This is a genomic window from Nocardia sp. CA-136227 (assembly GCF_050955695.1).
In the GTDB taxonomy this organism is placed as follows: Bacteria; Actinomycetota; Actinomycetes; order Mycobacteriales; family Mycobacteriaceae; genus Nocardia.
The window spans coordinates 2,826,771-2,853,433 of sequence record NZ_CP192081.1 but is presented as its reverse complement, the minus strand read 5'-3'; the positions used below and the strand labels follow the sequence as shown (position 1 = coordinate 2,853,433).

Below are 26,663 nucleotides of genomic sequence, written 5' to 3'. Positions count from 1 at the left end.
GATGGACCAGGAGATTCTCTGATGGCTGACGACGACGAACTGCGCCGGTACCTCAAGAAGACGGCCAAGGAGCTGTACGAGACCAAGCAGCAGCTGCGCACGCTCACCGATCGAATGCGGGAACCGATCGCCATTGTCGGGATGGCGTGCCGATACCCGGGCGGCGTGCGCTCTCCCGAGCAACTGTGGCAGCTGACCGCGGACGGCGTCGACGCCATCGGCGGCTATCCGACCGATCGAGGCTGGGACCTCGAGCGGCTGTTCGACACGGACCCCGACGCGGCGGGCACCATCTACACGCGCGACGGTGGATTCCTCGACGACATCGGTGATTTCGATGCCGCCTTCTTCGGCATCGGCCCCCGCGAGGCGGCGGCGATGGATCCGCAGCAGCGGCTCATGCTGGAGGCCGCCTGGGAGGCCCTCGAGGACGCGGGTATCGACCCGACGTCGCTGCGGGGCAGCGACACCGGTGTCTTCGCCGGTGTCATCCATCAGCACTACGGCCCCCGCATCGGTTCCGCCACCATCGGCGCGGAGACCGAAGGCCATGCCTACCTGGGTGTTTCGAACAGCGTCCTGGCCGGACGGATCGCCTACACCTTCGGCTTCACCGGCCCGGCGATCGCGGTCGACACCGCGTGTTCGTCCTCACTGGTGGCAATACACCTGGCCTGCCAGGCCTTGCGTCAGGGCGATACGGACGTGGCGCTGGCCGGTGGCGTCACCGTGATGTCGGACCCGTCGCTCCTGATCGCTTTCGCCCGGCAGCGGGCATTGTCCAGCGACGCCCGGTGCAAGGCGTTCGCGGCCGCCGCCGATGGCACCGGCTTCTCCGAGGGACTCGGAATGCTGGTGCTGGAACGACTCTCGGACGCCCAGCGCGCGGGCCACACCGTGCTGGCGGTCATTCGGGGAAGCGCGGTCAATCAGGACGGTGCGAGCAACGGCCTCACCGCGCCGAACGGCCCGTCCCAGGAGCGGGTCATCGCGCAGGCACTGGGCAATGCCGGACTGGAACCCGCCGACGTCGACGCGGTCGAGGCGCACGGAACGGGCACGATGCTCGGCGATCCGATCGAGGCGCAGGCGCTCATCGGCGTGTACGGCGCGGGACGCCACGGTGAGCCGCTACATCTGGGCTCGCTGAAATCCAATATCGGTCACACCTCGGCCGCCGCGGGTGTCGGCGGCGTGATCAAGATGGTGCAGGCCATGCGCCACGGTGTGCTGCCGCGAACCCTGCACGTGGATGAACCCACGCCCCACGTGGATTGGTCGGCCGGTACGGTTCGCCTGCTTCAGGACAGCCACCCGTGGCCACAGGGGGAACGCGTACGCCGGGCGGGCGTGTCCTCCTTCGGCGCCAGCGGCACCAATGCGCACCTCATTCTCGAGGAAGCCCCTGCCCCGGCGGAGGCCGCGGCCGAGGCGGATACCTCGCCGCGAGTCTCGGCCGACAGCGTCGCGCTCGTCGTCTCGGCCAAATCCGAAGCCGCTCTCCGTGCACAGGCGGATCGGCTGCGGCAGTGGCTGGCCGAGCGCCCCGACACGGATGTGCGCGAGGTGGCACATGCCCTGGCGAGCTCGCGGGCGCTGCTCGATTGGCGTGGCGCGGTCACCGGGCGCGACCGTGCCGAAGTGCTGAGCGGTTTGGCGGATCTGGCCACGGACGGGCCGAACGCGGTCGTGGCGAAGGCTGATTCCGGTGCCACCGCGTTCCTGTTCACCGGTCAGGGCGCGCAACGCGCCGGGATGGGCGCCGGGCTCTACAACGCGTACCCGGCGTTCGCCACCGCACTGGACGAGGTGTGCGCGGTACTGGATCGGCCGCTGGGACGGTCGCTGCGGGAGGTGATGTTCACCGACCCCGACGGCCTGCTGGACCGCACCGAATGGACTCAGCCCGCGCTGTTCGCCTTCGAGGTGGCACTGTTCCGGCTGCTGGAATCCTTCGGTGTCACACCGGATGTGCTGGTCGGTCACTCGATCGGCGAGCTGGCGGCGGCACATGTCGCCGGAGTGCTGTCGCTGCCGCACGCCTGCGCGCTGGTGGCGGCCCGCGGCCGCCTGATGGGCGCATTGCCCGAGGGCGGCGCGATGCTCGCCGCGGCAATCGATGCGGCGCGCGCGTCCGAACTGATCGCGGCAGTGGCCGATCGAGTCTCGGTGGCCGCGGCGAACGGTCCCACCTCGACGGTCCTGTCCGGCGATACCGAGGCGATCGAGAGCCTGGAGCGCGAACTCACCGCCGCGGGCATCCAGACCAAGCGGCTCCGGGTGAGCCATGCCTTCCATTCGGCGCGGATGACGCCGATGCTCGAGAAGTTCCGCTCCGTCGCGCGGAAACTCGACTACCGCACGCCCAAGCTGCCGATCGTCTCTACGGTCACCGGAGAGTCGGCCGGTGATTCGGTGACCGATCCCGAGTACTGGGTGCAGCAGGTCCGCGCCACCGTTCGCTTCGCGCCCGCGATCGACACCCTGCGCGCCGACGGGGTCCGCCGCTTCGTCGAAGTCGGCCCCGACGCGGTACTGACCGCCATGACCCGCGAATGCCTGGGCGAGAACACCGATCTCGCGGCTGCCCCGGCGACAGTGGCCCTGGCGCGCCGGTCGTCCGAGGAAGTCGGGCAGTTCGTGGCCGCCTTGGCGCAGCTGCAGGCGACGGGCGCGCGCGTCGACTGGCGCTCGACCTACGCCGAGCGCGGCACGGCTCCTATCACCCTGCCCAAGTACGCCTTTCAACGTCGCCGCTACTGGCTGAACCCCGACCACGGCGCGGCCGCGGACATGTCGGACCATCCGATCCTCACCGGCGTACTCGGATTGGCCGGTTCGGACGAGTGGCTCTTCACCGGCCGACTATCGGCGGCGACGCATCCGTGGATCGCCGACCACCTGTCGTACGGCGTGATGGTCCTGCCGAGCGCCACGTTGATCGAGTTCCTCCTCGTCGCCGGTGGCCGCATCGGTTGCGAGGCGGTCGAAGAACTCACCCTGCAAGCACCGATCGTGCCCTCCGACAGCACTGAGATCGAACTCCAGGTACTGGTGCAGGCCCCCGATTCGACCGGGCATCGCGCGTTCGAATTCTATTTCCGTACATCGACTTCCGACGAATGGATCCACAACGCGACGGGTTCGCTCGCCACATCCGTCGGGCGCGAACCGGAAGTGCTCTCCCGGCTGCGGGCGGAATCGTGGCCGCCAGCCGACGCACAACACCTCGACAGTGCCGCACTGCCCGCGCAGATCGCCGCGGACGCGGGACTCGAATACGGTCCGGCGTTCCTCGGGGTACAGCAGGTGTGGGAGCGTGACGACACCGTCTTCTCCGAGATCGCCCTGAACTCGGACCTCAGCACGGCCGCAACGCATTCGGGACGTCACACTCTGCATCCCGCGCTGCTCGATATGGTCATGCACGCCGCGTTCTCCCGGCTGATCTGGCGTGACGGGAACCCCGATCCGAACACCGGCAAACTGCTCTTCCGCTGGGGTGGGGCTCGGTTCCACCGTCCGGCGACCCAGGATGGCCGGCCCGCCGAGGTGTCCGCACTGCGGGTCATCGCGGTCGCTCAGGGGCCGGAAGCCGTGGCGGTCGCGGCCGTCGACCCGGATGGCAATCCCGTCGTCTCGGTCGATGCCGTGGTGATGCGGCCGTACGACGTCAAGGAATTCCGCAGTGCGCTGTCAGCCGACGCCGCCGCACTGTACGAGGTGCGCTGGGAGGAGGATCCGAACCCGCGCGATCTCAACGCCGCCGAGGAACTTCCCCAGGCCGTGGTCTTCCGTGCCGATTCGTCCACGGATGGAACGGTTTCCGGCGAACCGCAGGAGATACGGGCACGGGTTCACTCGACCCTGACGCACCTGCGCTCATGGCTCACCCAGCAACGACCGGCCGATTCCCGGCTGGTACTGGTGGCGTCGGGTGGGGCCGGAATTCCCGGGGAAACTCCTGATCCGGCAGCGGCCGCGGTGTGGGGGCTGCTGCGCAGCGCGCAGTCGGAGCATCCCGATCGATTCGTTCTGATCGACGAGGATCCCGCCGCGCCCGCGAACCCCGACCGGATCACCGCCGCGCTGGCTACGCGCGCACCACAGATCGCGCTGCGTGACGACCGCGTTCTGGTTCCCCGGCTCCGACCCGCCGCCGAAACGAGCGGTACCGCAACGGAACTTGCCGCCACCGCCGCGACCTTCGACGGAGCGACGGTACTGATCACCGGCGGCACCGGCGGCCTCGGCTCGCTGTTCGCCCGGCATCTGGTCGCCGAACACGGTGTGCACGAACTGGTTCTGACCTCACGACGTGGTCCGGATGCGGCGGGAGCCGCCGAGTTGGTCGCGGAGTTGGCGCGGCTGGGGGCGCGAGCCCGGGTCGTCGCGTGCGATGTGGCCGATCGCGATGCGGTGCGCGAGCTGCTCGCCGACATCGGCGATACCCCGATCGCGGTGGTGCACACCGCCGGCGTGCTCGATGACGGAACCGTCGCGACACTGACCGACGCACAGGTCGACCGGGTACTCGCGCCGAAGGTCGACGGCGCTTGGCATCTGGACGAACTGACCCGGGGCAGAGATGTCCGCGCCTTCGTGGTGTTCTCCTCGATCGCGGCCGTCCTCGGCACCTCGGGCCAGGCGAACTACGCCGCCGCCAACGCCGCGCTGGACGCCCTGGCCCAGCGCCGCCGCGACGCCGGTCTGGCGGCGACCTCGTTGGCGTGGGGTCCGTGGAACCAGTCCAGCGGGATGACCGGCGGACTGGATCGTGGCGCGCTGGCGCGCTGGGAACGGCTGGGGCTGAGCCCACTCGCCGACGCTGAGGGCGTGCGTCTCTTCGACGAGGCACTCGCGCACGGCTCGGCGCGACTGTCGCCGATCCGGTTCGATGCCGGTGCACTGCGCACCGCCGACGAGTCCGAGGTGCCCGAGGTCCTGCGCGGATTCCTCCCCCGCCGCGCGCGTGCCGCCACGCCGACCGCCGTCGCGGCGGCCGGGACGCTCGGCGGCCGCCTGGCCGAAATACCCGCGGCACGGCGCGGCGACCTGGTGCTGGAGACAGTGCTGTCCGAAGCCGCGGCGGTCCTGGGTCACGACTCCGCGGCCGACATCCGGTCGGATCAGCGTTTCGACGAGATCGGTTTCGATTCGCTCGGCGGCGTGGAGTTCCGCAACCGGCTGGGCAAGGCCACCGGTCTGCAACTGCCGTCGACGCTGGTGTTCGATCATCCGACCCCGGCGGCGGTGGCGAAGCTGGTGCTGTCCCGCGTCGAGCCGACGGCGGGCGAACCCGTCAAGCAGGCGGCGCGCCGGGTTCGGGCCGCTGGAACATCGCAGGACGAGCCGATCGCCATCGTCGGCATGGCGTGCCGGTTCCCCGGTGGCGTCGAATCACCCGATGACCTCTGGGATCTCGTTGCTGCCGGGGTCGACGCGACCGGCGATTTCCCGACCGATCGGGGCTGGGATCTGGAGCGACTGTTCGACGCGGATCCGGACAAGCCCGGGACCGTCTACGCGCGGCGCGCCGGATTCCTCGACAAGGCGGGTGATTTCGATCCGGGATTCTTCGGGATCGGACCCCGGGAGGCGTCCGCGATGGACCCGCAGCAGCGCCTGCTCCTCGAAACGTCCTGGGAGGCGCTCGAGGACGCCGGCATCGACCCAGACTCGTTGCGGGGCACCGACACCGGGGTGTTCGTCGGCGCGGGCGCGTCCGGTTACGTCGACCTGGTCGGCGGCGATCTGGAGGGCTATCGGCTCACCGGCACCACGAGCAGCGTGATGTCGGGGCGGGTGGCCTACGCGCTGGGGCTGGAGGGTCCGACGCTCACCGTGGACACCGCCTGCTCCTCCTCGCTGGTCTCGCTGCACCTGGCTGCTCAGGCGCTGCGCAATGGGGAGAGCTCCCTCGTGCTGGCGAGCGGCGTGACGGTCGCGGCCAGCCCGTATCTGTCCGTCGATTTCGCGCGGCAGCGCGGACTGTCCCCGGACGGCCGGTGCAAGGCGTTCTCCGCGGCGGCCGACGGCGTCGCCTTCTCCGAGGGCGCCGGGGTGCTGGTGCTCGAGCGGCTCTCCGACGCGAAACGCCTGGGGCACAATGTCCTCGCCCTCGTGCGTGGCACGGCGATCAACTCCGACGGGGCGAGCAACGGCCTGACCGCGCCGAACGGTCCGTCCCAGGAACGCGTGATCACCGCGGCACTGGCGAATGCCGGCCTCTCGCCGTCGGATATCGACGCGGTCGAGGCGCACGGCACCGGCACCACACTGGGTGATCCGATCGAGGCGCAGGCGCTGATGGCGGTCTACGGTCGCGACCGCGCGCAACGCCCGCTGCGGATCGGTTCGCTCAAGTCGAATATCGGCCACACCGTCGCCGCCGCGGGTGTCGGCGGCGTCATCAAGATGGTGCAGGCGCTGCGGCACGAAACCCTGCCCAAGACACTGCATGTCGACGCACCGAGCCCGCACGTGGACTGGACCGCCGCGGACGTCGCGCTGCTGATCGAGGCGCACCCGTGGCCGGCCGGAGACCGGCCGCGTCGCGCGGGCGTGTCGTCGTTCGGTGTCAGCGGCACCAACGCCCACGCCATCCTCGAAGAGGCACCCCGTCCCGTCATCGCGGCGGAAGCCGATAGCCACCCGGTCGGTACGGTGCCCTGGCTGTTGTCGGCCAAGAACGACACCGCCCTTCGGGCGCAGGCCGCGAAACTCCAGCGGTGGCTGATCGAGCACCCCGACGCCGATCCGGCGCGCGTCGCGCACGCGCTCGCCACCACCCGCGCCCAGCACGAGGCGCGGGCGGCGGTCCTGGGCGCCGATCGCGACGAACTGCTCTCCCGGCTGGCGCAATTGGCCGCCGGACCCGCGACCGCCGGAGTGGTTTCCGGCACCGTGGGCGCCGGGAAGACCGCCTTCCTGTGCACCGGCCAGGGCGCGCAGCGGGTCGGGATGGGCGCGGGACTCGCCGCGGCCTTCCCCGTCTTCGCCGTCGCGCTCGACGAGGTGTGCGCGCGGTTCGATCCGCTGCTCGAATGTTCGCTGCGGCAAGCGATGTTCACCGGACACGCGGCGAATCTCGATCGCACCCGCTTCACCCAGCCCGCGCTGTTCGCGTTCGAGGTGGCGCTGTACCGGCTGCTGGAGTCCTTCGGCGTGACACCCGATGTCCTGGTGGGCCATTCGATCGGCGAGCTGACCGCGGCGTACCTGGCCGGCGTCTGGTCCCTGGAGGATGCCTGCGCGCTGGTCGCGGCCCGCGGCCGCCTGATGGAGGCACTGCCCGAGGGCGGTGCGATGCTCGCGGTCGCCGCACCCGAGGACGAAGTCGACGCCGCGATCGCCGAATACCGTGATCGGATCTCGATCGCGGCGGTGAACGCGCCTGCCGCCGTGGTCGTCTCCGGCGACGCCGCTACCGTCGACACCCTCGAGAAGGAGTTCGCCGAGCGGGGCCGCAGAACGAACCGGCTGCGGGTGTCACACGCCTTCCATTCGCACCTGATGGAGCCCATGCTGGGCGAGTTCGAGACCGTCGCTGCCGCGGCCACGTTCCATCCCCCGCGGATTCCCTTGGTATCCAATGTCTCCGGCGAGATCGCCGGTGACGAGATCCTGAAGCCGGATTATTGGGTGGCGCAGGTGCGCGCCGCGGTGCGTTACGCACCCGGCGTACAGACGCTGGTGGCCTCGGGCGTGCGCCGCTTCCTCGAAATCGGTCCGGACGCCGTCCTGGCGGCCATGACCCGGCAGACCCTGCCCGCCGATATCGAGTCGCGTGCGGTGGTCGCGGCGGGCGCCCGCCGGGACCACGACGAGGTCGAGCAATTCGTGACGATGCTCGCCCAGGCACACACCGCGGGCGTGGCCGTCGACTGGACGCCGTTGTTCGGCGACCGCCCGACGCCACGTATCACCCTGCCCACCTACGCGTTCCAACACCAGCGCTATTGGCTCGAACCCGGTCTCGGGGACCGGCGGTCCGACGCCTCGGAGCACCCCCTGCTCACCGACGTGGTGCGGGTGGCCGATCGGGACGAGTGGATGTTCACGGGTCGATTCTCGCTGCGCACGCACCCGTGGATCACCGACCACACCACCTACGGTGTGGTGGTCGTCCCCAGCGCCGCGCTCATGGAGATGCTGCTGGTCGCCGGTCGGCGCATCGGCTGCGACGTCGTCGACGAACTCATCCTCGAGCGGCCGATCCTGCCGCCGGCGGACGGCGAGGTCGAACTCCAAGTGCTGGTGCGGGAACCGGATACCGCGGGACGCCGGTCCTTCACGTTCCACTACCGCCTCCCCGACGGCGAGTGGGCGCGAAACGCCAGCGGGGTACTGAGTGGTCGACAACTGATCGACCTCGGCCTGATGGAGATGCTGCGCAGTACGCCATGGCCGCCGGTCGGCGCCGAACCGGTGGACACCGAATGGATTCCGGGCCACGCGACGCGGGTCGCCGGGCTGGCCTACGGCCCATCGTTCCGCGGAATCGGCGCCGCCTGGCACAGCGATGACACGGCGTTCTCCGAGATCACCCTGAACCCGGAGGTGCCCGGCGACGGGTTCCAGCTGCATCCGGGCCTGTTCGACATGGTGATGCACGCCGGGCTCGTCAGCTTGATCTGGTCGGACCTCGACAGCAACCCGGCCGAGGGCAAACTCCTGTTCCGCTGGGGCGCCACGCAATTCCACACGACTTCCCCGGTCACCTCGATGCGGGTGATGGCCGTACGGCGCAACAGCGAGGCGATCGCCGTGGTGGCCGTGGACCAGGCCGGCAACCCGGTGGTGTCCATCGACGAAGTCGTCATGCGTTCGTACGACGTCGACCAGTTCCGCGCCACGCTGTCGGGAGGAGGCGCGGGCCGGTACGGGTTACGTTGGGCGCCGGTCGAAATACCGGACCCACCCGCCCCGATCGGGAGCGCGGCCGTGCTCGGAGCGGCGGTCGTCACCGGAATCGAGGAGCGGTATCCGGATCTGGCGGCGCTGGCCGCCACCCCGACCGTTCCGGACCTCGTGGTCTGGCCCGAATCCGCCGGACTACAGGGTGCTTCCCCGCAGTCCGCGCGGGCTCGCGTCCATGCCGCATGGGATCTGGTCCGGGGCTGGCTGACCGACGAACGGTTCGGACGGTCGCAGTTGGTTGTGGTGAACGAAGGCGCGGCGACCTTGCCCGATTCCGCACCGGATCCGGCGGCTGCCGCCGTCTCGGGGATGATCCGCAGCGCTCAGGCCGAATATCCGGATCGAATCGCGCTGCTCGACGTGGACCGATCCGTTGGTATGCAACAACTTTCGGCCGAGGTGATTCGAGCCGCTATCGCGGTCGGCGAGCCACAGGTGGCGGTGCGGGGCGACAGCGTCCTGGCGCCGCGGCTGGAGCCGGTGACAGCGGCTGCGGGTGAACCGATTTCCTTCGGCACCGGAACCGTTCTGATCACGGGCGGAACCGGTGGATTGGGTGCGCTGCTGGCCCGGCACCTGGTCACCGCGCACGGTGTCGATCGGCTGCTGCTGGTCTCGCGGCGCGGTGAACGTGCCGACGGCGCAACCGAACTCGCGGCGGAACTGTCCGGATACGGCGCGCACGTGCGCATAGCCGCCTGCGATGTCACCGACCGCGGTGCTCTGCGGGAACTGCTGGCGGACCTGCCGGACGAGCACCCGCTCACCGCCGTCGTGCACGCCGCCGGTGTGCTCGCGGACGGCACCTTCGACGGCCTCACGACCGACCGAATCGACCAGGTGTTCGCTCCGAAGGCCGAGGCGGCGTGGCACCTGCACGAGCTCACCCGGGAGATGAACCTGTCGGCGTTCGTCATGTTCTCCTCCATCGCGGGCATGATCGGTTCGGCCGGACAGGCGAATTACGTCGCCGCCAACGGCTTCCTGGACGCACTCGCGCTGCGCCGCCGTGCCGAAGGGCTGCCGGGGCTCGCGCTCGCCTGGGGTCCGTGGCGACAGGACCTCGGCATGACCGGCACCTTGGATCGCACCGCCATGAGCCGACTTGACCGACTGGGCCTGACGCCGCTGGACCACGAAGACGGCCTGCGGATGTTCGACGAATCGCTGACCACGGCCGAGCCCGTGCCGGCGCTGCTGCACCTCGACACCGACAAGCTGCGCGTCGAAGCACACACCGGGTCGGTTCCGGCGGTGCTGCGCGGATTCGTCCGAGCGGGCGGCCGGACTGCCACGCGGGTGAGTGACGGACCCTCGCTCGGAGAGCGACTGCACGGGGTGGCGGAGGCCAAGCGTCACGGCTTCGTCCTCGACCTGGTGCGCGAACACGCGGCCACGGTGCTGGGTTACGAGTCGCTCGACGACATCGGTTCCGATCGCGGCTTCGACGAACTGGGCTTCGATTCCCTCGGCGGCGTCGAGTTCCGCAACCGGCTGTCGAAGGTCGTGGGGCTGTCGCTGCCCTCGACCCTGGTGTTCGACTACCCCACCGCGCGAGATCTGGCGGGCTACCTGCTGGAGCAGGCCCTGGCGGAGACACCCGCGCCGGCGGCCGCACCCACGCCGGCGGCCGCGGCGATGGCGCCCGACGTCGCACAGCTCGAGGCCATGGTCGAGCGGATCATCGCCGACGGCGGCAACACCGACGAGACCATCGCGGCGCTGCGGGGCATCGCCGACCGTCTGCACGCCCATCTGGGTGACGCGTGGCCCGACGGCGTCTACCAGGACCTCGAGGTCTACGACGACCTCGAGTCCCATTCCGACGATGAACTATTCACTCTGATCGACGAGGAGTTCGGCCCAGCATGACCAATCCGAGCAGCAGCAACGAGGAACGCCTCAGCCGGTATCTGCGGAAGGTCACCGGGGATCTCCGCACCGCCAACAAGCGAATCCAGCAGCTGGAGGAAAAGGCCGGGGAGCCACTCGCGATCGTCGGCATGAGCTGCCGGTACCCGGGTGGTGTCGACACTCCGGACCGGCTGTGGGAATTGGTCGCCGCCGGAACCGACGCGATCGGCCCGTTCCCCACCGACCGCGGCTGGGATCTCGAGCGGCTGTTCGACACCGACCCGGACGTGCCCGGGACCGTGTACGCCCGGGAGGGCGGATTCCTCGATGCGGCGGGCGATTTCGATGCCGGGTTCTTCGGTCTCGGACCCCGCACGGCGGAGGCGATGGATCCGCAGCAGCGGCTGTTCCTCGAAGCGTCCTGGGAGGCTTTGGAGAACGCCGGCATCGATCCGGTGTCGCTGCGGGACAGCGACACCGGCGTCTACGCGGGCGTGATCCACTTCGACTACGGCCGCCGCGTCGGCGCGCCCGGTCACAGCGCCGAATCCGAAGGCAATGCCCACCCGGGTGTTTCGGCCAGCATCCTGTCCGGGCGGGTGTCGTTCAGTCTCGGTTTCAAGGGTCCGGCGCTGTCGGTGGACACCGCGTGCTCGTCGTCGCTGGTCGCCCTGCATCTCGCCTGCCAGGCGCTGCGACAGGGCGAGACGTCGCTCGCCCTGGTCGGCGGTGTCACGGTGATGTCGGATCCCGCCCAGCTCATCAGCTTCGCCCGGCAGCGCGCGCTGTCCCCGGACGGCCGGTGCCGGGCGTTCGGGGCCGCGGCCAACGGGACCGGCTTCTCCGACGGTCTCGGCATGCTCGTGGTCGAACGGCTGTCGGACGCGCGCCGACTCGGCCACCCCGTCCTCGCGGTGGTGCGCGGCAGCGCGGTGAACCAGGACGGCACCAGCAGTCGGCTGACCGCGCCGAACGGCCCCTCGCAGGAGAAGGTGATCGCGCAGGCGCTCGCCAATGCCGGTCTGACGCCCGCCGATATCGACGCGGTCGAGGCGCACGGCACCGGCACCCAGCTCGGTGACCCGATCGAGGCGCGGGCGTTGATCGCCACCTACGGTCGCGATCGCGTCGGCGATCCGTTGCGGATCGGATCGCTCAAATCGAACATCGGACACACCTCCGCCGCGGCCGGCGTCGGTGGCGTGATCAAGATGGTGCAGGCGATGCGGCACGAAACACTGCCCGCGACACTGCATGTCGATACCCCGACCCCCCACGTGAACTGGTCCGGGGGAAACGTGCGGCTGCTGACCGAGGCCGAGCCGTGGGCAGCGGGCGAGCGGGTGCGGCGTGCCGGAGTGTCGTCCTTCGGCGCCAGCGGCACCAATGCCCACGTGATCCTGGAAGAGGCGCCCGCCCCGGTGGAGCGCACCGCCGATCCGGCCAACGAGGCCGGCGTGGGTGCCGCCGAGACCGCGGCGGTGGTCTCCGAGATCGCCGCGTTGCCGCTCTCCTCGAAGACCGAGGACGGTGTGCGCGCGCAGGCGGCCAAACTGCTCGAGTGGGTGCGCGAACGTCCCGACCTGACGGTCGGCGATATCGGCTGTTCGCTGGTCACCGGCCGCTCCCGAATGGAGTGGCGGGCCGCGGTGGTGGCAAGCGACCGGGAGACCATGCTCGCCGGACTGGCGGAGCTCGTGGAGCACGGATCGGCGGGCGATGTCGCCATCGGCCGAGCGGTGACGCGCAAGACCGCCTTCCTGTGCACCGGACAGGGCGCCCAGCGCGCCGGCATGGGTCGCGAACTGTACGAGGCGTTTCCGGTGTTCGCGGCCGCGCTGGACGAGATCTGCGCGCAGTTCGACCCGCTATTGGGCACGTCGTTGCGGCAGCTGATGTTCACCGGCCGAGCGGTCGGCGACGGTCCCGAGGGTGCGGAGGCGCTGCATCGGACCGAGTTCACCCAGCCCGCGCTGTTCGCGTACGAGGTCGCGCTGTACCGGCTCCTCGAATCCTTCGGAGTAACGCCGGATGCGCTGATCGGGCATTCGATCGGCGAGCTGGCCGCCGCGTACCTCGCCGGTCTGTGGTCGCTGCCGGACGCGTGCCGCCTGGTCGCGGCGCGCGGCCGGCTCATGGGGCGGCTGCCCGCCGGGGGTGCGATGCTCGCGATCGCGGCGAGCGAGGGCGAGGTCTCCCCGCTGCTCGCCGACGAGGCGCGGCGGTTGGCCATCGCCGCCGTGAATTCGCCGGTAGCCGTGGTCGTCTCGGGCGACGAGGAGGCGGTGACGGCGCTGGCGGAGCGGTGCGCCGAGCGCGGCTGGCGGACCTCGCGGTTGCGGGTGTCGCATGCGTTCCATTCCCACCTGATGGATCCGATGCTGGCCGAATTCACTTCCGTCGCAGGGTCGTTGACCTATCGACGCCCGAGCATTCCGCTGGTATCGAACCTTTCCGGCCGGATCGCCGGTGATGAGGTGCTCGAGCCCGCCTACTGGGTCCGGCAGGTACGCGAGGCCGTTCGGTTCGCTCGCGGCGTGGACACCCTGGTGGCCGAGGGCGTGCGCCGATTCCTCGAGATCGGCCCTGATGCGGTGCTGACCGCGATGACCAGGCAGTGCCTGCCGGAGAATGTCGAAGCACAGGCGGCCGTGCTGGCCGGAGCCCGCCGCGGGCGGGCCGAGGTCGAGCAGTTCGTGACCTGCCTCGCGCAGGCACATACCGTCGGCGCCGATGTCGCGTGGACGGCGCTGTTCACCGGACGCCCGGTCGCGCGAGTCCCGTTGCCCACCTACGCGTTCCAGCGTCGCCGCTATTGGATCGACCCGGTCGGCGGTAACGCCGGGGTCGAAGCCGCGGGTTTGGGTGCGGTCCAGCATCCGCTGCTGGGCGCGGTGCTGTCGGCACCGGAGTCGGGCGAGGTCTTGTTGACCGGGCGGCTGTCGCTCACGGCCCAGCCGTGGCTCGCCGATCATGTGATCGGCGGCGCGGCACTGTTGCCGGGAACCGGTTTCGCGGAGCTGGTCCTGCGGGCCGGAATCGAGGTCGGCTGCCCGGCGCTCGAGGAGCTGACCTTGCAGGCTCCGCTGCTGCTGCCCGCGGCGGGCGGCGTGCAGATCCAGGTCGTCGTCGGCGGGCACGAGCAGGGTCAACGGCCGGTTGCCGTCTACTCCCGTGCTGAACACGACCATGACGACGAGTGGGTGTTGCACGCGCGAGGCGCGCTGACCGTCGCCGACGGTGCGGCCGAACCTCCGATCGAGGCGTGGCCGCCGACCGCGGCGACCGAAATCGAGGTCGCCGCGGCGTATTCGAGCTTGTTCGCCCGTGGTTACGAGTACGGCCCGGCCTTTCAGGGTGTGCGGGCGCTGTGGCGGCGTGGCGATGAGGTGTTCGCCGAGATCGCCGCCGACGCCGACACCGGGGTGCGCGTCGAAGGTTTCGGAATCCATCCGGCGCTGCTGGACGCCGCCTTGCACGCCGGGTACCTGGCCGGTGCGCTCGAAGGCGATGCGGGACAGCCGGAGTCGCCGTTCAGGGTCCCGGCCGGGCAGGTCGCACTGCCGTTCGCGTGGGACTCGGTGGAACTGCACGCCGCGGAAGCCGCCGTGCTGCGGGTGCGGCTGACCCCGGCCGGATCATCGGTGTCGGTGCGGGTGGCCGACGAATACGGGCAACCGGTCCTGTCGGGATCGGTTGCGGCACGGCCGATGCCGCTCGAACAGCTCGTCGCGGCCGCGTCGGGTGGCGTGGCCGACCCGGTCCTGGAACTCGTATGGTCACCGGCCCATCCGACCCGGATAGACGACACTGCCGAGCAGCCCGCGATCGAGGCCGAGGTTGGGCGCTGGGACTGGCTGGATGAGGCCGCGCAGGTACCTCCGGTGGTGCTCCTCGAAGCCGGTGCCGGGTGGAACGACACCGACGGCACCGATGTAGTGACCACCACCCATGACGAGATCGCGCGAATCCTGGCGGTATTGCAGGAATGGTCGGCCCAGGAACGGTTCGCGGCGAGCACGCTGCTGATCGCCACCCGCGGCGCGGTCGCCCTGCCCGATGAGGAGCCCACCGACCTCCCCGGTGCGGCGGTGTGGGGCTTGGTGCGTGCCGCCCAGGCCGAGGAACCGGGCCGAATCATCTTGGTGGACAACGACACCGCCATCGACGAGCACCTCGCGTCCGCCGTCGTGGCGGTGGGCGAACCGCAGGTGGTCGTGCGCGGCGGCATCACCCACACCGCTCGCCTGGTTCGACCCGCGGATGAACGCACGGACAGCACCGACGAGGTGGCCGCGTTCGGCGCGGGGACCGTGTTGATCACTGGCGGCACCGGCGGTTTGGGCGCGGTGCTGGCCCGGCACGTGGTGGTCGAGCACGGCGTGCGGTCGTTGCTGCTGGCCAGCCGCAGCGGCCCGCGGGCCGAGGGAGCGGCAGCCCTGCGCGCCGAACTGGAGCAGCTGGGCGCCCAGGTGACCGTCGTGGCCTGTGACGTCGCGGACGCCGCGGCGGTAGCCGAACTGATCGACGAAGTACCGGCCCAGTGGCCCCTGACCGGCGTCATCCATGCCGCGGGTGTGCTCGACGACGGGACCATCGCGTCCTTGACTCCGCAGCGGATGAATGCGGTGCTGGCACCGAAGGCCGACGCCGCCTGGTATCTGCACGAGGCCACCGCGGATTTGAATCTCGCTGCGTTCGTGCTGTTCTCGTCGGTATCGGGCACCCTCGGTGGCCCCGGGCAGGGCAATTACGCGGCCGCGAACACCTTCCTCGACGCGCTGGCGGCCCACCGCCGGGCCCGCGGGCTCGCCGGTCAATCCCTGGCGTGGGGCCCGTGGGCCCGGTCTCGCGGCATGACCGCGCACCTGCAGGAGTCCGACGTGGCGCGGATGAGCCGGGGCGGATTCACCGCGCTCACCGACGAGCAGGCGCTGAGCGGTTGGGCCGCGGCACTGCGACGGGGCGCGCCGCACACGGTGATCGCGACCATCGACACCGCCGCGCTCCGCGCTAGGGCCGACACCGGGCTGCTACCCGCCGTGCTGCGGGAACTGGCTCCGGCGGCCCGCCACCGCGCGGTGGTATCGCCGCCGGTTTCCGGTCTGCGGCAGCGACTTTCGGGACTGGAGATCGAGCGGCAGCGGCAGCTGGTCTTCGAGACCGTGCGCACCCAGATCGCGGCCGTGCGCGGCAGCGACGGCGCGTCCGCGATCGAGCCCGGCCGCACGTTCCAGGACCTGGGATTCGACTCCCTGAGCGCCGTCGAACTGCGTAATCGTCTCAAGTCCGCCACCGGACTGTCGCTGCCCGCCGCCGTCATCTTCGACTACCCGACACCGCAGGCGCTCGCCGAGCACCTGGCCGACGAGTTGACCGGCACCGCGAAGGACGTCGCGGTCACCGCGAAAGTCGTTGCCGACGAGCCGATCGCGATCGTCGGCATGGCGTGCCGGTACCCCGGTGGCGTCACCTCGCCCGAAGACCTCTGGACCTTGGTCTTCGACGGCGTCGACGCGACCTCGCAGTTCCCGGGTAATCGTGGGTGGGACAGCGAGCGGATCTACGATCCCACGGGCGAGCGGCCCAACACCACCTACACCCGTGCGGGTGGATTCCTGCACGCCGCGGGCGAATTCGATCCGGCGTTCTTCGGGATCAGCCCCAATGAGGCCGCGATGATGGACCCGCAGCAGTTCCTGCTGCTGGAGACCTCGTGGGAGGCCCTCGAACGGGCCGGCATCGATCCGGCCGTGCTGCGGGGCAGTGCCACCGGGGTGTTCGCGGGCATGATGTACCACGACTACCCGGCCAATGCGAACTCGGGATCCATTGCCTCCGGCCGAGTTTCGTACGTGCTCGGGCTGGAAGGGCCGTCGGTCACCGTGGACACGGCGTGTTCGTCGTCGCTGGTGGCCATGCACCTGGCCGGGCAGTCCCTGCGCTCGGGCGAGTCCGACCTGGCCTTGGCGGGCGGTGTGGCCGTGATGGCGACGCCGGAGGTGTTCGTGGAATTCAGTCGCCAGCGGGGGTTGGCCCCGGACGGGCGGAGCAAGTCGTTCGCCGACGCCGCCGACGGTGTGGCGTGGTCCGAGGGCGCCGGTGTGCTGGTGTTGGAGCGGTTGTCCGACGCCCGGCGCAACGGGCACGAAGTGCTCGCGGTGATCACCGGTTCGGCGGTGAATCAGGATGGTGCGTCGAATGGTCTGACGGCGCCGAACGGTCCCTCACAGCGGCGGGTGATCCGGCAGGCGCTCGCGAATGCGGGGATCGCGCCGAGCGACGTCGACGCGGTGGAGGCGCACGGCACCGGCACCACGCTGGGTGACCCGATCGAGGCTCAAGCGCTGCTGGACACCTACGGTCAGGAGCGCGCCGCGGACCGGCCGTTGTGGTTGGGGTCGTTGAAATCCAATATCGGGCATGCACAGGCCGCGGCCGGTGTGGGTGGCGTCATCAAGATGGTGATGGCGATGCGGCACGGGGTACTGCCGCGGACACTGCACGTGGATCGGCCGTCGAGCAAGGTGGATTGGTCCGCGGGGCGGGTCGAATTGCTGACCGAGCCGGTGGCGTGGCCGGACGTGGATCGGCCGCGGCGCGCCGGGGTGTCGTCCTTCGGCATCAGCGGCACCAATGCGCACGTCGTCATCGAACAGGCGGCGGAACCGGCTAAGACCTCGGGCCGAGGCGAGGCCGTTCCGGTCGGCGAGGTGCTGCCGTGGGCGGTCTCGGCGCGCAGCGCTGCGGCGCTCGCCGGTCAGGCCCGACGGCTGGGCTCGGCTGTGGTCGAGCACGATCGGGATCCGGCGGACGTCGGTTTCTCGCTCGCCGCCACGCGCGGCGTCTTCGAGCATCGCGCTGTCGTCCTCGGGGACAACCGGAATGCGCTGCTGTCGGGAACACGGGCGCTCGCCGAGGGCGCGCAGTCCGCGGGTGTGGTGTCCGGTCGTGTGGTTCCGGGTTCGACCGGGCTGGTGTTCTCCGGTCAGGGTGCGCAGTGGGCCGGGATGGCGACCGAGTTGCGTCGAGCGCACCCGGTGTTCGCCGAGCATTTCGATGCGATCGTCGCCGAAATCGATCCGCTGCTGGGGCAGCCGGATTCGTTGCGTGTCGCGCTGGGGTCCGCGGACCTCGTCGATCGGACGGTGTACGCGCAGGCCGGGTTGTTCGCCTTCGAGGTCGCGCTCTACCGATTGCTCGAATCGTGGGGCGTGCGGCCCGATATGGTGGCGGGCCACTCGATCGGTGAGGTGGCCGCCGCGCATGTGTCGGGGGTGCTGTCGCTGACCGACGCGTGTGTGCTGGTGGCCGCGCGTGGCCGGTTGATGCAGGACCTGCCCGGCGGAGGCGCGATGGTCGCCGTCGGTGCGCCGCAGGCCGAGGTGGCGCCCCTGCTGACCGAAGGGGTCGCGGTCGCGGCGGTGAACGGACCGTCGTCGGTGGTGCTCTCCGGTATCGAGGACGAGGTCCTCGCCGTCGCCGCGACATGCGTCGAACGGGGCTGGCGCACACATCGTCTGCGGGTCTCGCACGCCTTCCACTCGGCGCTGATGGAGCCCATGCTGGCCGAATTCGCCTCGGCGATCAAGGGTTTGACCTTCGCCGAGCCGATGATTCCACTGGTGTCGACCGTGACCGGTGCGGTTGTCACCGGCGAGATGACCGATCCGCGGTACTGGGTGGGCCAGGTCCGCGACACGGTGCGGTTCGCCGATGCTGTTGCCGTGATGGTGGATTCGGGGGTGTCGAGGTTCGCCGAGATCGGTCCCGACGCCGTACTGACCCCGATGGTCGCGCAGATCGCGGCGGGCGCGGTGGCGCTGGTGCGGCGAGACCGTGCCGATTCGGCCACCGTGCTGACCGGAGTAGCGGCATTGTTCGTGTCCGGCGCCGAGGTGGACTGGGCCGGGTTCTACGCCGGTACCTCCGTGCAGCGAATCGACCTGCCCACCTATGCCTTCCAGTACGAGAGGTACTGGCTCGATGCCCGGAAACTGCTCGCGCAGTCGTGGATGGGCGCCGAGCTGGGCGGACTGACCGACGCCGGACTGGACACGGTGGACCATCCGCTGCTGGGCGCTGTCGTGCCGCATCCGGATTCGGGTCAGGTGAGCTTCACCGGCCGATGGTCGCTGGACTCGGTGGAATGGCTGGCCGACCACAGCGTGCACGGCACGGTGCTGCTGCCGGGTACCGGATTCGTCGAGCTGGCCGCCCACGTCGGCGGCCTGCTGGGCTGCGACGTGGTCGACGAACTCGTCCTGCACACCCCGCTGACCCTGCCGGCCGAGGGCAGCGTCGCGGTGCAGGTCGTGGTGGCCGACGCGGACGACGCCGGTCGGCGACGGCTGCGCGTGCATTCCCGGCAGGCGGCCGACGGTCCGTGGCTGCTGCACGCCGAGGGCGTCCTCGCCGTGGACGCGGTATCTCATGACGTGGCCGCCGATGTCGACCTGGCCAGCTGGCCTCCGGTCGGCGCGCAGCCGCTGGATGTCGACGGCGCCTATGACGAGCTGCTCGCACTCGGCTACGGGTACGGCCCCTTCTTCCAGGGGCTGCGGGCGGCATGGCGACGCGGCGATGAACTGTTCGCCGAGGTCGCGCTGCCGGATCCGCAGGACGCCGATGGTTTCGGGATCCATCCCGCGCTGTTCGACGCGGCCCTGCATGCCGGGATCCTGCACGGCCGCAAGGCCGGTGAGGCGGTATTGCCGTTCGCCTGGAACCGGGTGGTTCTGCACTCGGCCGGTGCCGCCGTCGTGCGGGTACGCAGCGTTCCCGTGGGCGACGACTTCGCCGTACAGATCGCCGATGAGCAGGGTCGACCCGTCGTGTCGGTGGGCGCGTTGGTATCTCGGCCGGTGCCGGTCGAGCGTCTGAGCGCGGACAGGGCATCTGATGCCTTGTTCACCGTGGAATGGGTCGCGGCGCCGTTGTCGTCGGACGGTGTCGAGCCGGACAGCATCGCGCTTCTCGGTGCCGACCGCGACCTCGCGGCCTTGATCACTGATCTGGACGAGACCACGGATCCGGTCGTTCCCGATCTCGTGCTGCTCGAATGCCCGCGCCACGACGGCTCGCCGACGGACGCGGCACGGGAGGTGCTGCGAGGTGTGCTCGACACCATCCAGCGGTGGGTAATCGAAACCCGCTTCGCCAGTTCACGTTTGGTGGTGATCACCGAACGAGCTGTGGCAGTCGACGATTCCGAGCGCGTCGGCCTGGACCAAGCGCCGGTATGGGGTCTGCTGCGTGCCGCGCAGGCCGAATATCCCGGTCGATTCCAGCTATTGGATGTGGAGCAGGGCGGCGGCGCTGTCACCGCGGACACCGTGGCGGCCCTGGCCGGGGAACCCGAGGCCGCATTGCGCGGCTCGACCGTGCTCGTGCCGCGGTTGACCCGCCGGGCACCGGGCACAAGTGTCGAGCCGATCCAGCCCGGCACGGTGCTGGTGACCGGTGGCACCGGCGGTCTCGGTGCGGTGATCGCCCGCCACCTGGTGACCGAATACGGCGTGCGCCAACTCCTTCTGACGTCCCGGCGCGGCCTGCAGGCTCCCGGTGCCGCCGCATTGCGTGACGAACTGGCCGAGCTCGGCGCCGAGGTCACCGTGGCGGCGTGCGACGTGTCGGAGCGGTCGGCGTTGACGGCTCTGCTGGCGGGCATCTCCGATGAGCATCCGCTGGTGGGCGTGGTGCACGCGGCGGGGATCGCCGATAACGGCGTGATCGCATCGATGTCGGCGGATCGCATCGACACCGTGTTCCGCCCCAAGGTGGATGCCGCCTGGCATCTGCACGAGCTCACGCGGGACAAGTCGCTGTCGTTGTTCGTGCTGTTGTCCTCCGCGGGCGGGCTGGTGCTGGCCGCGGGGCAGGCGAATTATGCTGCGGCGAACGTCTTCCTGGACGCCCTCGCCGCGCATCGGCACTCCCTGGGATTGCCCGCGACCGCTCTCGACTACGGCATGTGGGAGCGGTCGAACGGACTCGGTGCGGAGCTGTCCGAGGATGACTTCGATCGGATGCGCAGGCAGGGCTTCCCCCCGCTGTCCGAGTCCGAGGGGCTGGCACTGTTCGACGCGGCGGTGGCCGCCGAGCGTCCGCAAGTGGTGGCGTTGCGGATCGATCCGGCGGTACTGCGCACCCGGGGCGAGCAGATTCCGCCCCTGGTCCGGGGACTCGTCCCGGCACCGGCGCGCCGGGTCGACCGGACCCCGGCGGGTCAGGCGCTCCTGCGACGGCTGGCGAGCCTCTCGGCAGCCGATCGCGACAGTGCGCTGGTCGATTTCGTCCGCACCGTGGCGGCCGGGATCCTCGGCCACGCCTCCCCCGAGGCCGTCGCACCGCAGCAGGCCTTCCAGCAGCTCGGGTTCGACTCGTTGAGCGCCATCGAGTTCCGCAACAAGCTCAATACCGCGACCGGACTGCAACTCCCGGCCACGCTGATCTTCGATTACCCGACCCCGCAGGCCGTCGCCGAATTCATCGGCGCACAACTCCTCGGCACCGTCGCTGTCGAGCAACGGGCGGTGCGCCAGGTTCGCGCCGACGACGAGCCGATCGCCGTGGTGGCGATGGCCTGCCGTTATCCGGGCGGGGTCGCGTCGCCGGAAGACCTGTGGCACCTGGTCCTCGAGGGCGGCGACACCACCGGGGACATGCCGGTGGATCGAGGCTGGGACCTCGAAGGCATCTACGATCCCGAACCCGGCAAGGCGGGCAAGACCTATACGCGCAGCGGTGGATTCCTCTACTCCGCAGCGGAATTCGATGCCGACTTCTTCGGGATCAGCCCGAACGAGGCCACGATGATGGACCCCCAGCAGCGGTTGCTGCTGGAGGTCTCCTGGGAGGCCATCGAACGCGCCGGCCTGGACCCGGCGGCGCTGCGTGGCAGCTCGACCGGCGTGTTCACCGGTCTGATGTATCACGACTACGCCCAAGCCACCGGCACCGGCAGCGGTGCCGCGGGCAGTCTGGTCTCGGGCCGGGTGTCGTATGTGTTCGGCCTCGAGGGGCCGTCGGTCACCGTGGACACGGCGTGTTCGTCGTCGCTGGTGGCCCTGCACCTGGCCGGGCAGTCCCTGCGCTCGGGCGAGTGCGATCTGGCCCTGGCCGGTGGCGCCGCGGTCATGGGGACGCCGGATATGTTCCTCGAGTTCGGTCGCCAGCGCGGGTTGTCGCCGGATGGTCGGTGTAAGTCGTTCTCCGACGATGCCGACGGGGTGGGCTGGGCCGAAGGCGTCGGAGTCCTGGTGCTGGAGCGGTTGTCCGATGCTCGCCGCAACGGTCATGAAATCCTCGCGGTCATCGCCGGTTCGGCGGTGAACCAGGATGGCGCGTCGAATGGTCTGGCCGCGCCGAACGGTCCGTCGCAACGGCGGGTGATCCGTCAAGCCCTGGCCAATGCCGGCCTCGCACCCGTCGACGTCGACGCGGTGGAGGCGCACGGCACCGGAACGACGCTGGGCGATCCGATCGAAGCCCAAGCGCTGCTGGCCACTTACGGACAGGAGCGCGCCACGGACCGTCCGCTGTGGTTGGGGTCGCTGAAGTCGAACATCGGCCACGCTCAGGCCGCGGCCGGTGTGGGCGGTGTGATCAAGATGGTGATGGCGATGCGGCACGGGCTGCTGCCGCGGACGCTGCACGCGGATCACCCCAGCACCAAGGTCGACTGGACCGAGGGCCACGTGCGGTTGCTGACCGAGGCGGTCCCGTGGCCGGAGGTCGGTCGGGCGCGGCGCGCGGGTGTGTCGTCGTTCGGTATCAGCGGTACCAACGCGCACGTCATCATCGAACAGGCTCCGATGCCCGAACCCGTGGCGGAACAGTCCCCGGCTCGAGCGATTCCGGCGGGTGGACTGCTGCCGTGGGTGCTTTCGGCGCGCGGTGGCGCGGCACTGGCCGGCCAGGCGGCCCGACTGTCCGCGCAGGTGGATGTTCCGACATCGCCGGTGGCAGAGCATGATCCGATCGATGTCGGCTTCTCGCTGGCTTCGACGCGCAGCGTGTTCACCCATCGGGCCGTCGTACTGGCCGAGGGCCGTGCGGACCTGACCACGGGCGTGCGCGCACTGGCCGCGGGCACCGACGCGCCCGGCGTGGTGTCGGGCCGCGCGGTGGCGGGCTCGACGGCGATGGTGTTCTCGGGGCAGGGCGCGCAGTGGGCCGGGATGGCGACCGACTTGCGCAAGGCGTATCCGGTGTTCGCCGGCCATTTCGACGCCATCGTGGACGAGCTGAATCCGATGCTGGCACAGCCGGTTTCGCTGGAGGCGGCGTTGACCTCCGAGGAGCTCGTCGACCGGACGGTGTTCGCGCAGGCGGGGTTGTTCGCGTTCGAGGTGGCGTTGTTCCGGCTGCTCGAATCCTGGGGTCTGCGTGCCGATGTGGTGGCGGGTCACTCCATCGGTGAGGTCGCCGCGGCACATGTGGCCGGAGTGCTGTCGCTGACCGACGCGTGCGTGCTGGTGGCCGCGCGAGGCCGGTTGATGCAGGCCCTGCCCGCCGGTGGGGCGATGGTCGCGATCGGTGCCGCCGAAAGCGATGTGCTGCCGTTGCTGTCGGGTGACGTGTCGGTGGCGGCGGTGAACGGTCAGTCGTCGGTGGTGATCGCCGGTGCCGCGGACGCGGTCGCGGCCGTTGCCGACGTGTGCGCCGAGAAGGGTTGGCGGACGAATCGTCTGCGGGTGTCGCATGCGTTCCATTCGGCATTGATGGAACCGATGCTGGCCGAATTCGCCACGACGATCGAGAACTTGACGTTCGAGCAACCGAGTATCGCCTTGGTGTCGACGGTGACCGGTGCGCGGGTCGGCGACGACATGTGCGATCCGTCTTACTGGGTCGGTCAGGTTCGGGAGACGGTGCGGTTCGCGGATGCTGTTGCCGCGATGGCAGATTCGGGTGCGTCCAGGTTCGCCGAGATCGGGCCCGACTCGGTATTGACCCCGATGATCGTCCAAACCCTCGACGGCGGGCACCCGGCCGCCACGGTGGTGCCGCTGGCACGCCGCGGCAAAGCCGACGCCGTGTCGGTGTCCAACGGTGCGGCCGGATTGTTCGTCTCCGGCGCCGACCTCGACTGGACCGCGTGGTACGACGGCACCGGAGCCCGGCGAATCCCCCTGCCCACCTATGCCTTCCAGCGTCACCGGTATTGGATGCCCGAGGGATCCACCGGTAGGGGCGATGCCCGATCGATGGGCCTCGCCACCACCGGACACCCGCTGGTTCCCACGGTGATCGCGCAACCGGACACCGGCGGTGTGATCCTGACCGGCCGCCTGTCGGTCCAGACGCATCCCTGGCTGGCCGATCACGGCGTGCTCGGCGCCGTGCTGTTCCCCGGAGCCGGTCTGGTCGAACTCGCCCTGCGGGCCGGCAGCCAGGTGGGCCTGTCGACGCTGGCGGACTTCGTCCTGCACGCGCCGCTGGTACTGCCGGAAGCGGGCGGGGTCGCGGTGCGCAGTGTCGTCGGCGCCGAGGACGAGACGGGCCATCGCACGGTGCGGATCTACTCCTGCCCCGAAGGCGAGAGCGACGCGGCATCGTCGTGGACGCTGCACGCCGAAGGCGCGCTCACCACCGGTGACGCGGCCGAGGCCGCCGACCTCACCGCGTGGCCGCCGATCGGAGCGCAGCCGCTGCCGGTCGGCGGTGTCTATGACGACCTCCGCGCCGGCGGGTACGAGTACGGGCCCTCCTTCCAGGGTTTGCGGGCGGCATGGCAGCGCGGCGGCGAAGTGTTCGCCGAGGTCACGCTGCCCGACCCACGGGACGCCGCGGAATACGGACTCCATCCCGCACTGCTCGACTCCGCCCTGCACGCCCTGCTCATCGGCGACTCGGGGCGCGCTGACGAGGCCGGGCCCGCGTTGCCGTTCGAATGGTCCGGTGTGACCGTGCACGCGACGGGAGCCGACGCCCTGCGCGTTCGCGCGACCCGCGTCGGCGACCGGACGGTGCGGGTGGATCTCACGGATCCGACCGGCGCTCCGGTGGCGACGGTGCGCCGACTCGCCGCGCGGCCGATCGACGCCGCGCAGCTCGCGGCGATGACATCCACGGTCGACAACGCGCTGTACCGGGTCGAATGGACACCGATGTCGGTGTCCGACAGCGAGGTACGCACCGTGTCCTGGGCGGATCTCGGTGACGAGGTTCCGGCCGCGGTCGTGCTGGATGCCCCGGCGGGCAATGATCCCGACGCCGTTCGCGCCGCGACTCACGCGGTGCTGCACGTGCTGCACACCTGGATCGCCGACCGCCGATCCAGCCGGGCGGCACTGGTGATTCGGACCAGCGGCGCGGTTTCGGTTGCCGGGGAGGACATTACGAATCTCGCCGGTGCCGCGGTGGCCGGCCTGGTTCGCTCCGCTCAGGCGGAGAGTTCGGGTCGAATCATCCTGGTGGACACCGATTCCGACGTCGCCGGGCCGTTGGGCGGGATCCTGGCCTCCGGGGAACCGCAGGTGGTCGTGCGCGGCGGGCGAGTCCACAGCGCGCGACTGGTCCGAGCGACGACCCCGGCGACGAGCAGGTCGGCCCCGAGCGACGCTTTCGGTCCGGACGAGACCGTGCTCATCACCGGCGCCAGTGGCTTCCTCGGCGGATTGTTCGCCCGGCACCTGGTGAACACCCGCGGTGTGCGGCACCTGCTGCTACTGAGCCGGCGTGGCGAGTCGGCGCCCGGCGCCGCCGAGCTGGCGGCCGAGCTACGCGGCGCCGGCGCCGACATCGACTTCGTCGCTTGCGATGTCGCCGATCGTGCCGCGCTCGCCGAGGTGCTGTCCGCCATCCCCGCGAGCCGTCCGCTCACCGGCGTCTTCCACACGGCCGGTGTGCTCGACGATGGCGCCGTCGCCTCGCTGACCCCGGATCGGATGGATACGGTGTTGCGGCCCAAGGTCGATGCGGCCCTGCACCTGCACGAGCTGACCGCCGAGCTGCCCCTGCGGGCGTTCGTGCTGTTCAGCTCGGCGGCCGGAGCGTTCGGCAGTCCGGGGCAGGGCAACTATGCCGCGGCCAACGCCTGCCTGGACGCGCTGGCGGCGCACCGCCGGGCATCCGGGCGCCGCGGGCAGTCCCTCGCGTGGGGGCTGTGGAGCGGCGACGGCGGCATGGGCGCCGACCTCGGTGACGTCGACCGGCGCCGCATGGCCCGTACGGGGATGCTGCCGCTGTCGGCGGAGCAGGGGTTGGCGCTGTTCGACGCCGCCGCCGACATCGATACGGCGGCACCTGTTCTCGCCAGGCTGGACCGAGAGAGACTCCGCGGCGCGGGGTTCGCGACGGCCCTGCTGTCCGGGCTCGTCCCCGCTCGCCCGGTATCGGCCGCCCCGGCCGCACTGCGCGCCCGGCTGGCCGACACCCCTGCGGGCGAACGCCTCGGTGTGCTCGTCGACCTGGTTCGTGACCAGGTGGCCGCCGTGCTGGGGCATCGCAACGCGAAGGCCATCGCGGCCGACCGGGCCTTCAGCGAGCTGGGCTTCGATTCGATCACCGCCATCGAATTCCGCAACGCCCTCAAAACCGCTACCGGCCTGCCCTTGCCGGCGACGCTCGTATTCGACTACCCGTCACCGGACGCGCTGGCCGAATACCTGGCCGAAGAGTTCACCGACAACCACCACCCCGACGCGTCGGCAGACGCGTCCGACGACGAGATCCGCAGTGCGCTCCAGACGATTTCGCTGACCCGCCTCCGCGAAGCCGGACTGCTGGAGGCGCTCATGCGACTCGCTCAGCGGCCCGACAGCCCCGGCGAGACAGCAGCGCACAGCGCGGACGAGTCCATCGATGAACTCGATCTCGACGACTTGATCAATCTGGCTTACAACTCCGAGGACTGACAGCGATATGACGAATTTCGACGA

At 70.4% G+C, this 26,663-nt stretch carries 2 protein-coding genes; both read left to right on the top strand.

The window, feature by feature from the left end; genetic code table 11:
* Nucleotides 1-21: 21 nt before the first annotated feature.
* Complete coding sequence (locus ACQP06_RS13005; RefSeq protein WP_433672450.1) at nucleotides 22-10,794, top strand: type I polyketide synthase; 10,773 nt, start codon at nucleotides 22-24, stop codon at nucleotides 10,792-10,794.
* Nucleotides 10,791-26,639, top strand: coding sequence for an SDR family NAD(P)-dependent oxidoreductase (locus tag ACQP06_RS13000; RefSeq protein WP_433672449.1), 15,849 nt, complete (start codon nucleotides 10,791-10,793; stop codon nucleotides 26,637-26,639). Before ACQP06_RS13005 ends, ACQP06_RS13000 begins: the two co-directional genes overlap by 4 nt.
* Nucleotides 26,640-26,663 lie beyond the last annotated feature (24 nt).

What these genes read in the sequence shown, in the direction of transcription:
- ACQP06_RS13005 (WP_433672450.1), top strand. Translation starts at nt 22, where the DNA reads ATGGCTGACGACGACGAACTGCGCCGGTACCTCAAGAAGACGGCCAAG.
- ACQP06_RS13000 (WP_433672449.1), top strand. Translation starts at nt 10,791, where the DNA reads ATGACCAATCCGAGCAGCAGCAACGAGGAACGCCTCAGCCGGTATCTG.